Annotated in this window: 14 protein-coding genes; 7 read left to right on the top strand and 7 right to left on the bottom strand. The window is 68.4% G+C overall.

The window, feature by feature from the left end:
* Positions 1–2: 2 nt before the first annotated feature.
* The 6 genes from O5I81_RS01275 to O5I81_RS01250 all read left to right on the top strand — a co-directional run bounded on the left by O5I81_RS01275 (position 3) and on the right by O5I81_RS01250 (position 5,853).
* The gene (locus tag O5I81_RS01275) at positions 3–788 is read left to right on the top strand and encodes a dienelactone hydrolase family protein (protein ID WP_271067132.1); all 786 of its coding nucleotides are present in this window, start codon (positions 3–5) and stop codon (positions 786–788) included.
* Positions 789–869: 81 nt separating this feature from the next.
* Positions 870–1,304, top strand: a complete 435-nt coding sequence (gene rbfA, locus O5I81_RS01270; RefSeq protein WP_271067131.1) for a 30S ribosome-binding factor RbfA — start codon at positions 870–872, stop codon at positions 1,302–1,304.
* Positions 1,304–2,236, top strand: coding sequence for a tRNA pseudouridine(55) synthase TruB (truB, locus tag O5I81_RS01265; RefSeq protein WP_271067130.1), 933 nt, complete (start codon positions 1,304–1,306; stop codon positions 2,234–2,236). The genes rbfA and truB overlap by 1 nt, the downstream gene beginning before the upstream one ends.
* 14 nt (positions 2,237–2,250) lie before the next feature.
* Positions 2,251–2,526 carry a 30S ribosomal protein S15 gene (gene rpsO / locus O5I81_RS01260; protein WP_271067129.1) on the top strand — a complete coding sequence of 92 codons (276 nt, stop codon included), beginning with the start codon at positions 2,251–2,253 and terminating at the stop codon, positions 2,524–2,526.
* A gap of 233 nt (positions 2,527–2,759) precedes the next feature.
* On the top strand, positions 2,760–4,895 hold the full coding sequence (gene pnp, locus O5I81_RS01255) for a polyribonucleotide nucleotidyltransferase (RefSeq protein ID WP_271067128.1): 2,136 nt from the start codon (positions 2,760–2,762) through the stop codon (positions 4,893–4,895).
* A 346-nt stretch (positions 4,896–5,241) separates the two neighbouring features.
* Positions 5,242–5,853, top strand: a complete 612-nt coding sequence (locus O5I81_RS01250; protein WP_271067127.1) for a TetR/AcrR family transcriptional regulator — start codon at positions 5,242–5,244, stop codon at positions 5,851–5,853.
* Here O5I81_RS01250 and O5I81_RS01245 read toward each other — a convergent pair.
* The 7 genes from O5I81_RS01245 to O5I81_RS01215 form a co-directional block, all read right to left on the bottom strand.
* The gene (locus tag O5I81_RS01245) at positions 5,850–7,160 is read right to left on the bottom strand and encodes a folylpolyglutamate synthase/dihydrofolate synthase family protein (RefSeq protein ID WP_271067126.1); all 1,311 of its coding nucleotides are present in this window, start codon (positions 7,158–7,160) and stop codon (positions 5,850–5,852) included. The two genes, O5I81_RS01250 and O5I81_RS01245, sit on opposite strands and share 4 nt — an antisense overlap.
* 27 nt (positions 7,161–7,187) lie before the next feature.
* Positions 7,188–8,114 carry an acetyl-CoA carboxylase, carboxyltransferase subunit beta gene (gene accD / locus O5I81_RS01240; RefSeq protein ID WP_271067125.1) on the bottom strand — a complete coding sequence of 309 codons (927 nt, stop codon included), beginning with the start codon at positions 8,112–8,114 and terminating at the stop codon, positions 7,188–7,190.
* A gap of 13 nt (positions 8,115–8,127) precedes the next feature.
* Positions 8,128–8,961 (bottom strand): tryptophan synthase subunit alpha, encoded by an 834-nt coding sequence (trpA, locus tag O5I81_RS01235; RefSeq protein WP_271067124.1) that lies wholly within the window; start codon positions 8,959–8,961, stop codon positions 8,128–8,130.
* On the bottom strand, positions 8,958–10,178 hold the full coding sequence (gene trpB, locus O5I81_RS01230) for a tryptophan synthase subunit beta (protein WP_271067123.1): 1,221 nt from the start codon (positions 10,176–10,178) through the stop codon (positions 8,958–8,960). The genes trpA and trpB overlap by 4 nt, the downstream gene beginning before the upstream one ends.
* 7 nt (positions 10,179–10,185) lie before the next feature.
* Positions 10,186–10,839 carry a phosphoribosylanthranilate isomerase gene (locus O5I81_RS01225; protein WP_271067122.1) on the bottom strand — a complete coding sequence of 218 codons (654 nt, stop codon included), beginning with the start codon at positions 10,837–10,839 and terminating at the stop codon, positions 10,186–10,188.
* A 191-nt stretch (positions 10,840–11,030) separates the two neighbouring features.
* On the bottom strand, positions 11,031–11,549 hold the full coding sequence (gene mscL, locus O5I81_RS01220) for a large-conductance mechanosensitive channel protein MscL (RefSeq protein ID WP_271067121.1): 519 nt from the start codon (positions 11,547–11,549) through the stop codon (positions 11,031–11,033).
* Positions 11,550–11,572: 23 nt separating this feature from the next.
* The gene (locus O5I81_RS01215; protein ID WP_271067120.1) at positions 11,573–11,854 is read right to left on the bottom strand and encodes an integration host factor subunit beta; all 282 of its coding nucleotides are present in this window, start codon (positions 11,852–11,854) and stop codon (positions 11,573–11,575) included.
* A 144-nt stretch (positions 11,855–11,998) separates the two neighbouring features.
* On the opposite strand from O5I81_RS01215, the gene O5I81_RS01210 reads away from it, so the two are divergent.
* Positions 11,999–12,835, top strand: coding sequence for a hypothetical protein (locus O5I81_RS01210; RefSeq protein ID WP_271067119.1), 837 nt, complete (start codon positions 11,999–12,001; stop codon positions 12,833–12,835).
* The last annotated feature ends 6 nt before the right edge of the window (positions 12,836–12,841 follow it).

Below are 12,841 nucleotides of genomic sequence, written 5' to 3'. Positions count from 1 at the left end.
ACATGGCTGACAAGGACATCCTGAAGAGCTGGGAGGAATTCCGCTTCAACGATGGGCGCTGGACGCGCACCTGTTTCCGCAAGGGCTCCGGCCCGGCGGTGATCATCATGCACGAGATCCCCGGCCTGCACCCCGGCGTCGTCGCCTATGCCGAGAAGGTCGTGGCCTCCGGCTTCACCGTCTTCCTGCCCAGCCTGTTCGGCCAGCCCGGCAAGCCGATCAGCACCGGCTATGGCCTGACCGAGATGGTCCTCAACATCTGCGTTCGGCGCGAGTTCAACGCCTGGAACAGCGGCCGCTCCAGCCCCATCGTCGACTGGCTGCGGGCCCTGTCGCGAAAGGCCCACGCCGAATGCGGCGGTAAGGGCGTGGGCGCGCTGGGCATGTGCTTCACCGGCGGCTTCGCCCTGGCGATGATGACCGAACCCAGCGTGGTCGCCCCGGTGCTCAGCCAGCCCTCGATGCCGATCGGCAAGAAGAACCGCGACCAGATCGACTGCTCGGCCGCCGAGTTCGCCTGCGCCAAGCGCCGCCTGGTGGACGAAGACCTGTCGATGATCGGCCTGGCCTTCAACGGCGACCCCTTCGTGCCGGCCGAGCGTATGGACATGCTGGAACGCGAGTTCGGCGACCGCTTCGAGTCCCACCGCATCGCCCCGGAGGACGGCCTGCAGGGTACGGGACGGCCGCCGCACTCGGTGCTGACGGTGCATCTGGCCAGCAGCGGCCCGACGGCGGCGGCCGAGGCGCGGACCCTCGCGTTCTTCCACCAAAGGCTGGACGGGTAGACTCGCCGGCCCGCGAAGACTAGAAGCCCCCCTCCCCGCCGCACCGGGTTCGATCCCCGGCCGGGCGCAAGGATGGATGAGATGAGCCGCCACAGTCATGCCAAGGGTCGCGAGACCGGTCCCAGCCAACGCCAGCTGCGCGCTGGCGAACTGATCCGTCATGCCCTGGTCGAGGTGCTGCGTGAGGAGGCCCTGGCCGAGCCCGTGCTGCACGAGGTCTCCCTGACCGTCTCCGAAGTGCGGATGAGCCCCGACCTCAAGCACGCCATCTGCTTTGTCGAGCCGCTGGGCGCCGGCGTCACCGGCCAGAGCACGAGCGAGATCGTCGCCGCCCTCAACCGCGCCTCGAAGTTCCTGCGCGGCCGGCTGGCCAGGACCATCGACATGAAGTTCACGCCGGACCTGAAGTTCTTCCACGACGACAGCTTCAACTCGGCCGCCGCCATGGACCGCCTGTTCACCAACCCGCGCGTCCAGGCCGACCTGCACAGGGACGACGAGGGCGAGGAAGACTAGTGGCCCGCCGCAAGAAGGGCCTGCCGGTCAGCGGCTGGGTCAATCTCGACAAGCCCTACGACTTCGGCTCGACGCAGGCGGTCGGCAAGGTCCGCTGGCTCTACACCGCCCAGAAGGCGGGCCACGCCGGCACGCTCGATCCCCTGGCCACCGGCATCCTGCCGATCGCGCTGGGCGAGGCGACCAAGACCGTCAGCTTCCTGGTCGATGCCGACAAGACCTACCGCTTCACACTCGAATGGGGCCGCACCACCGCCACCTTCGACCGCGAGGGCGCGACCACCGCCGAGTCCGACGTCCGCCCGACCCGCGACGAGGTCCAGGCCCAGCTATCGCAGTTCATCGGCGAGGTCACCCAGATCCCGCCCAACTACTCGGCCATCAAGGTCGATGGCGAGCGGGCCTACGATCTGGCCCGGGCTGGAGAGGACTTCGAACTCGCCGGCCGGCAGGTGACCATCCACGATCTGCGCATCGTCGATGTCCCCGATGCGGACCACATCACCCTGGAAATGGACTGCGGCAAGGGCACCTACGTCCGCGCCGTGGCCCGCGATCTGGCCGTCGCGCTCGGGGCCTGCGCCCATGTCAGCGCGCTTCGCCGCACGCGGGTTGGCCCGTTTGGGGAAGAAACCGCGATAACACTGGAAATGTTGGAAAATTTAGGCCATAAGGCCGCGCTTCCGGAGGCTCTCCTTCCGGTCTCGACCGCGCTGGACGACATCCCGGCGCTGGCCGTTACCGCCGAAGACGCATTCCGGTTGGCTCAGGGACGATCCATCGTCCTCCTTCCGCGACAGGTGGAAGCCTTGCGTGACCAGCTTACGGGCGGGTCGCGGACGGTTTGCGCGATGGACGGAGAGAGGCTCGTGGCCCTGGCCGAGATGCGTGCGGGATCGCTCAATCCGGTGCGTGTTTTTCAACTCACCTGAGCTGGAGAAATCCGATGTCGATCACGCCCGAGCGCAAAGCCGCTCTGATCACCGAACATGCCCGCACCCCGGGCGACACCGGCAGCGCCGAAGTCCAGGTCGCGATCCTGTCCGAACGGATCGCCAACCTGACCGAGCACTTCAAGGGTCACAAGAAGGACAACCACAGCCGTCGTGGCCTTCTGCAGATGGTTTCGCAGCGTCGTTCGCTGTTGGGCCACCTGAAGAAGTCGAATGAGGATCGCTACGAAGCCCTCATCGCCAAGCTCGGCCTGCGTCGTCAGCACTAGTACCGATTACAGGGGCGGGGTCCTTCACAAGAGGGCCCCGCCTCTTCGCATATCCGCCCATCCTCCTCAGGTCCTGAGGGTCGGCGGCGGGGGTTCACCCCACCTGATCCGCTAGAGGCCATGAGGCCTCACCGGACCTGACACCGGAGAGGAAATCGCCCGCTGGGCTCCATCCCTGTCCACCCCCGTCCGGAATACGCCGCACGGGATTGAGAGAAGAAAGACTCCTCAAAATGTTCGAGATTCGACGCAAAACCATCGAGTGGGGCGGCAAGTCCATCACCCTCGAAACCGGCCGCATCGCCCGTCAGGCTGATGGCGCCGTTCTGGCCACCATGGGCGAAACCGTCGTCCTGGCCACCGCCGTCTTCGCCAAGACGCAAAAGCCCGGCCAGGACTTCTTCCCCCTGACCGTCAACTATCAGGAAAAGACCTTCGCGGCCGGCAAGATCCCCGGCGGCTTCTTCAAGCGCGAAGGCCGTCCGTCGGAAAAGGAGACGCTCGTCTCCCGCCTGATCGACCGTCCGATCCGCCCGCTGTTCGTCAAGGGCTTCAAGAACGAAGTCCAGGTCGTCTGCACCGTGCTGCAGCATGACCTCGAGAACGATCCCGACATCATCGCCATGGTCGCCGCCTCGGCCGCCCTGGTGATCTCCGGCGCCCCCTTCATGGGCCCGATCGCCGCCGCCCGCGTCGCCTATGTCGATGGTGCCTACATCCTGAACCCGACCGCCGACGAGCTGAAGGGCTCGAAGATGGACCTCGTCGTGGCCGGCACCGCCGACGCCGTGATGATGGTCGAGTCGGAAATCCAGGAACTGGACGAAGCCACCGTTCTGGGCGGCATCCAGTTCGCGCACGACGGCATGCAGCCGGTCATCCAGGGCATCATCGACCTGGCCGAGCACGCCGCCAAGGACGCCTTCGATTTTGAGCCGGAAGACACCGACGCCATCAAGGCGGCGATGAAGCCGCTGGTCGGCGAAGACATCATCGCCGGCTACAAGATCCAGAAGAAGCAGGACCGCTACGAAGCGATCGGCGCCGCCAAGAAGAAGGCCATCGCCGCCCTCGCCAAGAGCGAAGCCAATCCGGACGGCCATGACCCGCTGAAGCTGGCCGGCGTGTTCAAGGAACTGGAAGCCGACGTCGTGCGGCGCGCCATCCTCGACACCGGCATCCGCATCGACGGCCGTGACGTGAAGACCGTGCGTCCGATCCTCGGTGAAGTCGGCATCCTGCCGCGCACCCACGGCTCGGCCCTGTTCACCCGCGGCGAGACGCAGGCCCTGGTGGTCGCGACCCTCGGCACCGGCGACGACGAGCAGTTCATCGACGCCCTGGAAGGCACCTACAAGGAAAGCTTCCTGCTGCACTACAACTTCCCTCCCTACTCGGTCGGTGAGACCGGTCGGATGGGCAGCCCCGGCCGCCGCGAAATCGGCCACGGCAAGCTGGCCTGGCGCGCCCTGCGCCCGATGCTGCCGGCCAAGGAAGACTTCCCCTACACCATCCGCCTGGTCTCCGAGATCACCGAGTCGAACGGCTCGTCCTCGATGGCCACCGTCTGTGGTTCCTCGCTGGCCATGATGGACGCGGGCGTTCCGCTGATCCGTCCGGTCTCGGGCATCGCCATGGGCCTGATCCTGGAAAGCGACGGCTTCGCCGTTCTGTCCGACATCCTGGGCGACGAAGATCACCTCGGCGACATGGACTTCAAGGTGGCCGGCACCAGCGATGGCATCACCTCGCTGCAGATGGACATCAAGATCTCCGGGATCACCATCGAGATCATGAAGCAGGCCCTCGCCCAGGCGAAGGAAGGCCGTGATCACATCCTCGGCGAAATGAACAAGGCCATGGACGCGCCCCGCGAAGAGCTGGGCGAGTACGCGCCGAAGATCGAGACTATGAAGATCGCCGCGGACAAGATCCGTGAAGTGATCGGCACCGGCGGCAAGGTGATCCGCGAGATCGTCGCCACCACCGGCGCCAAGGTCGACATCGGGGACGACGGCACGATCAAGATCGCTGCTTCCGAGCAGTCCAAGATCGACGCCGCCCGCGACTGGATCAAGTCGATCGCTTCCGAACCGGAAGTCGGCGCGATCTACAACGGCAAGGTCGTCAAGGTCGTCGACTTCGGCGCCTTCGTGAACTTCTTCGGCGCCAAGGACGGCCTCGTCCACGTCAGCCAGATCAGCAACGAACGCGTGGCTCGCCCGCAGGACGTGCTGACCGAAGGCCAGATGGTCAAGGTCAAGCTCATCGGCTTCGACGATCGCGGCAAGACCAAGCTGTCGATGAAGATCGTCGACCAGGAAACCGGCGAAGACCTGTCGGCCAAGCAGGAAGCCGCCGACGCGTAAGCGCCACGGCTACCGCTGAGATACGGAAAGGGCGGCTCAGCTGAGCCGCCCTTTTTCGTTGCGTGAGGCCCTCTCGCGTCCGCTCTCCGCCCCTGGGGCGGAGTGGCTTTGGCGAGCGCTGCAAGCGAGCCAAACCGAGGCGGGACTTCCACCGGCGGATGTGAGGTGCGACCGCTGCCGCTTGCGGACAAGGAAACACGCAAACCTTCGAACGCCGGTGGGCCCGCCTCCTGGTCCGTCGCTCACGCTCCGAACCGTCCTCCGCCCAGAGGGCGGAGAGCGAAACCGCCCCAACTCCGTCGAAGCCTCACTTGCTTACAAACAGGCAGGCTGTATCTTACCAACCATGCCCGAACGCCGCCCCAACGCCCAGCGCAGCCGCGAGACCCGCGGCAAGATCCTGTGGGCCGCCCGCCAGCTGTTCGCCGAGAAGGGCTACGCCGCCGCCTCGACCCCGGCCATCGTCACCGCCGCCAAGGTGACGCGCGGGGCGATGTATCACCACTTCCCGGACAAGGCCGCTGTCTTCGCCGGCGTCGTCAATGCCGAACTGGCCGACGTCGGCCAGCGGATGGGCAAGGCCTCCCAGACCAACCCTGACCCGGTCGAGCAGCTGATCCTCGGCGGCGAGGCCTATGTGCTGGCCATGGCCGAGCCCGGCCGGCGCCGCATCCTGCTGGTGGAGGGAGCCAGCGTGCTGGGCACCGAACGCATCGAGGCGCTTCGCGGCCAGCACCTGAAGGCCAAGCTTGAAGCCGGCCTGCGCCAGATCGTGGCGGCCGGCATCGTGCCGGAGCTGCCCGTCGCGCCGCTGGCCGACCTGCTCGCCGCCCTGTTCGATCGGGTAGCCCTGACCGCCGACCGTGAGAGCTTCCCCGGCTACCGCCTGGCGCTGCGGGCCTTGATCGGAGGCTTGAAGCTGCCGCCGCCGGCGGCGGGAGACTTTGTGCTCGGCTAATCCGGCCAGGTTTCGCGGCTGAGGGCGAGAACCTCGCCGGCCAGGTACAGCGAGCCGCAGATCATCACCCGGGGCGCCAGGCCCTCGACCGCCAGCGCCTGGTCCAGCGCCGCCTCGACAGACTCCGCCGCGCTGGCCCGCAGGCCGGCGGCGCTGGCGGCCGAAACCAGCCGCTCCGGCGGACTGGCCGCATCGGCGCTGAAGGCGGTGGCGATGATCCGGGGGTTCAGGGTCCGGAAGGCGTCGAAGAAGGCCTCGGCGTCCTTGTTGGTCAGCAGGCCGCAAATCAGCACCGCCTCGCGGCCATCGCGGGCCTGAAGGTCGCGCAGGGCGTCCGCCAGGGCGCGGGCGGCGTGGGCGTTGTGGCCGCCATCCAGCCACAGGTCGGTGTTGGCGGCGCGGGCCCTGGCCGCCAGGGGGCCGGCGGTCAGGCGCTGCATCCGCGCCGGCCACCGGGCGGTCTCGACGCCCCTGGCGATGGCTTCCTCGGGGAGGTGCAGGGCCAGAGCGGCGATGGCGGCGACGCCGGCGTTGGCGATCTGGTGCGGGCCCGGCAGGGAGGGCATCGGCAGATCGAGCAACCGGTCCTCGGCCTGGACGGTCAGGCGGCCGGCCGTGACATAGGCATCGACGTCGCGGCCCATGGCGGTGAGCGGCGCGCCCAGGGCCCTGGCCCGGGCCTCGATCACTTCGAAGGCCTCCTCGCCCTGCCAGCCGGTGACGACCGGCCGGCCGCGCTTGATAATCCCGGCCTTCTCGCCGGCGATGGCGGTGATGGAGTCGCCGAGGAACTCGCGGTGGTCGTGATCGACCGGGCAGATGACGCTCACCGCCGGGGCCTCGATGACGTTGGTGGCGTCGAGTGAGCCGCCGAGCCCCACCTCCAGCAGGATCAGATCGGCGGGCACCTCGCTGAAGGCCTGGAAGGCGGCGGCCGTGGTGATCTCGAAGAAGGTGATCGGTTCGCCGGCGTTGGCCGCTTCGACCGTCTCCAGGACGCGGGCGAGGTGCTCGTCGGCAATTAGGGTCCCGGCCAGACGGATGCGCTCGGCGAAGCGGACAAGGTGCGGCGAGGTGAAGACATGCACCCGCAGGCCCGCCGCCTCGGCCATGGCCCTCAGGAAGGCCACCGTCGAGCCCTTGCCGTTGGTGCCGGCCACATGGACCACCGGCGGGAAATTGCGCTGAGGATCGCCCAGGGCCGCGCACAGCCGCCGCATGCGGCCGAGCGACAGGTCGATCAGCTTGGGATGCAGCAGGCGCAGGCGCTCCAGCGCCGCGTCATGGGGGAGCAGGTGGTCGGTCAAGGCTTGGCCTCCCGGCGGGAGGAAGGGTCAGGCGGCCTTGCGGGCGCGCCCCATCATCAGGGTGCCCATCAGGCTGCCGAGGATGGCCGGCAGGTCGCCGCGGGGCACGACGCGATCGACCATGCCCTTCTCGACGAGGTATTCCGACCGCTGGAAGCCCGGCGGCAGGGTCTCGCGGATGGTCTGTTCGATGACGCGCGGACCGGCGAAGCCGATGAGGGCGCCGGGTTCGGCCAGATGGATGTCGCCCAGCATGGCGTAGCTGGCGGTCACCCCGCCCGTGGTCGGGTCGGTGAGCACCACGATGTAGGGCAGTTTCGCCGCCTTGAGTTCCTGGATGGCCAGGGTCGTGCGGGCCATCTGCATCAAGCTGAGGGTGCCTTCCTGCATCCGCGCGCCGCCGGCGGCGGTGAAGGCGACCATCGGGCACTGGCGTTTGACGGCTTCGCGGGCGGCGGCGATGAAGGCCTCGCCGGCGGCCATGCCGAGCGACCCGCCCATGAAGGCGAAGTCCTGGACCAGCACCACCGCCGGCACGTCCCGGATCTTGCCGGCGGCGATAGCCACGGCGTCGGGGGCGCCGGTCGCCTTGCGGGCGGCGGCCAGGCGTTCGGGATAGGGCTTGCCGTCGAAGAACTTCAGCGGATCTTCCGGCACCTCGGGGGTCGGCAGGGCTTCATAGGTCCCGCCATCGAAGGTGTATTCGAACCGCTGCTTCGAGCCGATCCGCATGTGCCGGCCGGCCGGCGTCACCCACAGGGCGGCCTCCAGGTCCGGGCGATAGATCATCTCGCCGGTGTCGGGGCATTTGACCCACAGGTTCTCGGGCGTCTCGCGCTTGGCGAAGGCCCCGCGCACCCCGGGGGCGATCCGGCTCAGCCAGCCGCCGCCACGTTCCTTGCCGGTCGTGGGAGGACGGGTGGGCTTGTCGCCCTTGGATTCTGCCATAGCCATCGTCTTTGAAGCCTCAAGCCTGACCGACTCTCGCCGAACGCACAGCTTTCGCCAATGCCTTCGCTTTGGAAAGAACGCTCGCGGTCACGTTTTCGTTCGTTTTGCCTTCAAGGGCGTCCTGCACGGCGTCCACAAACGCCGAGCCGACCACCACGCCATCGGCGATTTTCGCCACGGCGGCGGCCTGTTCCGGCGTGCGGATGCCGAACCCGACGGCCACCGGCAGGCCCGACGCCGCCTTGACCCGCGCCACGGCCGGCGCAACGGCAGTGGCGTCCGCCGCCTTCACCCCGGTCACGCCGGCGACGGAGACATAGTAGACGAAGCCCGAGGTGCGCTTGACCAGGGTGACCAGGCGCTTGTCGTCGCTGGTCGGCGTCGCCAGGCGGATCAGCGACAGGCCGTTAGCCTCGAGGGCGTCGGTCAGCTCGTCTGCCTCTTCCGGCGGACAGTCGACGCAGATCAGGCCATCGACCCCGGCCTCGGCGGCGCGGGCGGCGAACTTGTCATAGCCGGCGCTGAACAGCGGGTTGAGGTAGCCCATCAGCACGATGGGGGTGTCGTTGTCGCCCTTGCGGAACTCGGCCACCAGGTCGAGCGTCCGGTTGAGCGTCATGCCTGCCTTCAGCGCCCGCAGGGCGGCGCGCTGGATCGACGGCCCCTCGGCCATCGGATCGGAGAAGGCGAAGCCCAGCTCGATGATGTCGACGCCGGCGGCGGGCAGGCCGCGCACGATCTCCAGCGACTGGTCGAAATCCGGATCGCCGCCCATCACATAGGCGACGAAAGCGGCGCGGCCCTCGGCGGCGAGAGCCGCGAAGCGCCTGTCGATACGGGTGTTGCTCAAATCGTCCGCCCCAGGGCTTCGGCGACGGTGAAGATGTCCTTGTCGCCGCGGCCGCACATGTTCATCACGATGACGCCGTCCTTGCCGAGCTCCAGCGCCAGCTCGCCGACGCGGGCCAGGGCGTGGGCCGGTTCGAGGGCGGGAATGATGCCCTCCTGCTCGGCGCACAGCTGGAAGGCGGCCAGCGCCTCCTTGTCGGTCGCCGAGACGTATTCGGCCCGGCCCGTCTCGTGCAGGAAGCTGTGTTCCGGACCGATGCCCGGATAGTCGAGGCCGGCGCTGATCGAGTGGGCGTCGATGATCTGGCCGTCGTCGTCCTGCAGCAGGTAGGTCTTGTTGCCGTGCAGGACGCCGGGGCGACCGCCGGTCAGGGAGGCCGCGTGGGCGCCGGTCTCGATGCCGTGGCCGGCCGCCTCGACGCCGATCAGCCGCACGCCCTCGTCGGCCAGGAAGGGGTGGAACAGGCCGATGGCGTTGGAGCCGCCGCCGATGCAGGCGACCACGGCGTCGGGCAGGCGGCCTTCCTGCTCGAGGATCTGGGCGCGGGCCTCGATGCCGATGATCGACTGGAAGTCGCGGACCATGGCCGGATAGGGGTGCGGGCCGGCGGCGGTGCCGATCAGATAGTAGGTGTCCTCGACGTTGGTCACCCAGTCGCGCATCGCCTCGTTCATGGCGTCCTTGAGGGTGCCGGTGCCGGAGGTGACGGGGCGCACTTCGGCGCCCAGCAGGTTCATGCGGAAGACGTTGGGCTTCTGCCGCTCCACATCGGTGGCGCCCATGTAGACGACGCAGGGCAGGCCGAAGCGGGCGCAGACGGTGGCGGTGGCGACGCCGTGCTGGCCGGCCCCGGTCTCGGCGATGATCCGGGTCTTGCCCATGCGGCGGGCCAGCAGGATCTGGCCGAGCGCATTGTTGATCTTGTGGCTGCCGGTGTGATTGAGCTCGTCGCGCTTGAAGTAGATTTTCGCGCCGCCGTAGTAGGCGGTCAGCCGTTCGGCGAAATACAGCGGGCTCGGGCGGCCGGTGTAGTGTTTGTGGAACCAGGCCAGCTCGGCCTGATACTCGGGGTCGGCCTTGGCGGCGGCGTAGGCCTCGCCCAGGCCCAGCACCAGCGGCATCAGGGTCTCGGCGACATAGAGGCCGCCGAACTCGCCGAACTTGCCGCGCGCGTCGGGCAGACTGTTCCAATCGTTCGGTTTACTGGCGGCGTTCAAAGGGTGCTCACAGACTGCGGACGGCGTCGAGGAAGGCCTTGATCAAGGCGCTGTCCTTTATCCCCCGACCCCGCTCCACGCCAGAGGAAACGTCCGCGATCGGGGCGTTCGACAGAGTCAAAGCCTCTTTCACATTCCACGGATCGAGCCCGCCGGCCAGGAAGTGCGGCCGGGCGTAACGCTTGCCGGCCAGCAAGGTCCAGTCGAAGCGGGCGCCCATGCCGCCGGGCAGGTCGCTGCCGGCCGGCGGCCGGGCGTCGAACATCAGGTGGTCGGCGAGGCCGTCCCATTTGTCGGCGCGGGCGATGTCGGCTGCGTCGGAGACGGACAGCACCTTGATGATGCCGACGCCGGTGCGGGTGCGGATGGCCTGGGCCCGGGCCTGCGTTTCCTTGCCGTGAAGCTGGATGAAGTCGGGTCGCATGGCCTGGACGATGTCGTCGATCAGGGCGTCGGACGGATCGACGGTCACGGCCACCAGGGCCGGCGGGCGTCGCGGGCCATCGCGGCGGGCCTGCAGGGCCAGGCGGCCGGCGGCTTCGGGCGAGACATAGCGGGGGCTGGGCTCGAAGAAGTTGAGGCCCAGCCACTCGGCGCCGTTGGCGATGGCCGCCTCGACGGTATCAGCGGTGCTTAACCCGCAGATCTTGGCGCCGGCCATGATTATCCTTCTCCCGCTTGCCGGGAGAAGGTGGCCGCGAAGCGGTCGGATGAGGGCAGCACCGGCGGGCGCTGAGGACTCGCGTTGTGGCGCTGCAAGGTCGGCCTGCTCTCTTGGAACCATTGAGGGCCGGTGCTGCCCTCATCCGACCCCCTTCGGGGGCCACCTTCTCCCGGCAAGCGGGAGAAGGATCAAGCTTTCTTTGGCGCGGCCGGCTTCTTCACCGCCGGCTTGCGCACGACGGCCGGTACAGCCTCGGCCTTCACCGGAACCACCTTCGCCACCGGCGGAGCAGCCCGCTGCGCCGCCAGCAGGTCGCGGATCTCGGTCAGCAGCTCCTCGCTGGGCGTCGGGGCCGGCGGGGCGCTCGGCGCGGGCCCTTCGGCTTCCTTGCGCCGAGCAGCGTTGACCAGCTTGACCAGCAGGAAGACGGCGAAAGCCACGATGAGGAATTGGATGATGGTGTTGATGAACGACCCGTAGGCGATGGCCACCTCGGCCGTCTTGGTCGCCGCGTCCTCGGGGGCCAGCACGATCTTCAGGTCTGAGAAATCGACCTTGCCGAGCAGCAGCCCGATCGGCGGCATGATGACGCCATCGACCAGCACGGTGACGATCTTGCCGAAGGCCGCGCCGATGATGACCCCGACCGCCAGGTCGATGACGTTGCCGCGCGAGATGAATTGCCGAAATTCGCTGACCACACTCATGACCGATCTCCGCTAGTGGCGGGTCAGTCGGCGTTCAGCCGGGCCCGCAGTTCCTTGCCGCTCTTGAAGAAGGGCACATGTTTGGCCCGCACGTCCACCGTTTCGCCGGTGCGCGGATTGCGGCCCGAACGGGCGGGACGCGAGCGGACCGAAAAAGCCCCGAAGCCGCGCAGCTCGACCCGGCCGCCGCCTTCCAGCGCCGCGATCATCCTTTCAAGGATGACGCCGACGACGCGTTCCACATCGCGCTGGGTCAGGTGCGGGTTTTCCGCCGCCAGACTGGCGATCAGCTCGGACTTGATCATGCTATCCCCGGTATCCCCGCCTGTCGGCGAACGGACCTTTGCCCAACTCACCCTGAGTCTTCAAGGGGTTGCGTGATATTTGCGGCCGTTAAAACGGGAGCAAGGCTGCCAATCTATACTCAGGACGAGTATAGGCGCTTAAACATGCAGCATTCCCCCCAGGCGCGATCGTCGCCGACCCCCGCCACGGGTCTGGAGGCCATGCGAGGTCCCCGCGTGCGCGCCCGGCTGGCCTCGTCGGTCGGCGTCGACCTGATCATCGACGGGCGACTGCGGCCGGCCATCGGGCTGAAGGAGGGCAGCCTGCGCGGCCGGGCCCTCTCCTACCGCCTCATCGAGGCCGACGGCGCCAAGCGGCGGCTCAGCCTCGCCAGCCTCAACACCGTCGATGCCGAGCGGGTCGACCTGGCCGTCCTCGACGCCGCCTTCGCCGCTCTCGAGCCGCCGGTCCCCGGCGAGCGGCCGCCGCTGATGATGATTCCGCTCAGCTGGAGCACACTGCGGGCCGAAAAATCGCGCCGCCGGCTGCTGCGCCGCGTCGCCACCGGCCAGATCGACCATGGCGTGCTGGCCCTCTGCGAGGTGGTCGGCCTGGAGCCCGGCGTGCCGCCGGCGGCGCTGCGCGAGGCGGTCGGCGCCCTGAAGCCCATCTTCCGCGGCGTGCTGGCCCGAACCCCGTCGCAGGCATCGGTGCTCGGGCATCTGGCCGATTGCGGATTCACCGGCGCCGCCGTCGAGGCCGACCGGATCGACAACGCCGAGGATGAGGCCGCCATGCTGCGCCGGGTGCTGCTGCTGCAGACCATCGGCCCGGGCGTGCTGATTCACGGGGTGCGGTCGGTCGCCGGCCTGGCCGCCGCCCGCGGCGCCGGGGCCAGCTGGGCCAGCCTCGATATCCAGCCGGGCGGCGAGCCCCTGATGGCGGAAACGAAAACGGCGGCCGGGTCGCCCCGGCCGCCGCAATACGTAGATGCCGATTAGGCTGCG

The organism is Caulobacter sp. NIBR1757, assembly GCF_027912495.1.
Taxonomy (GTDB): Bacteria; Pseudomonadota; Alphaproteobacteria; order Caulobacterales; family Caulobacteraceae; genus Caulobacter.
This window is presented reverse-complemented; position numbering and strand designations above follow the sequence as displayed.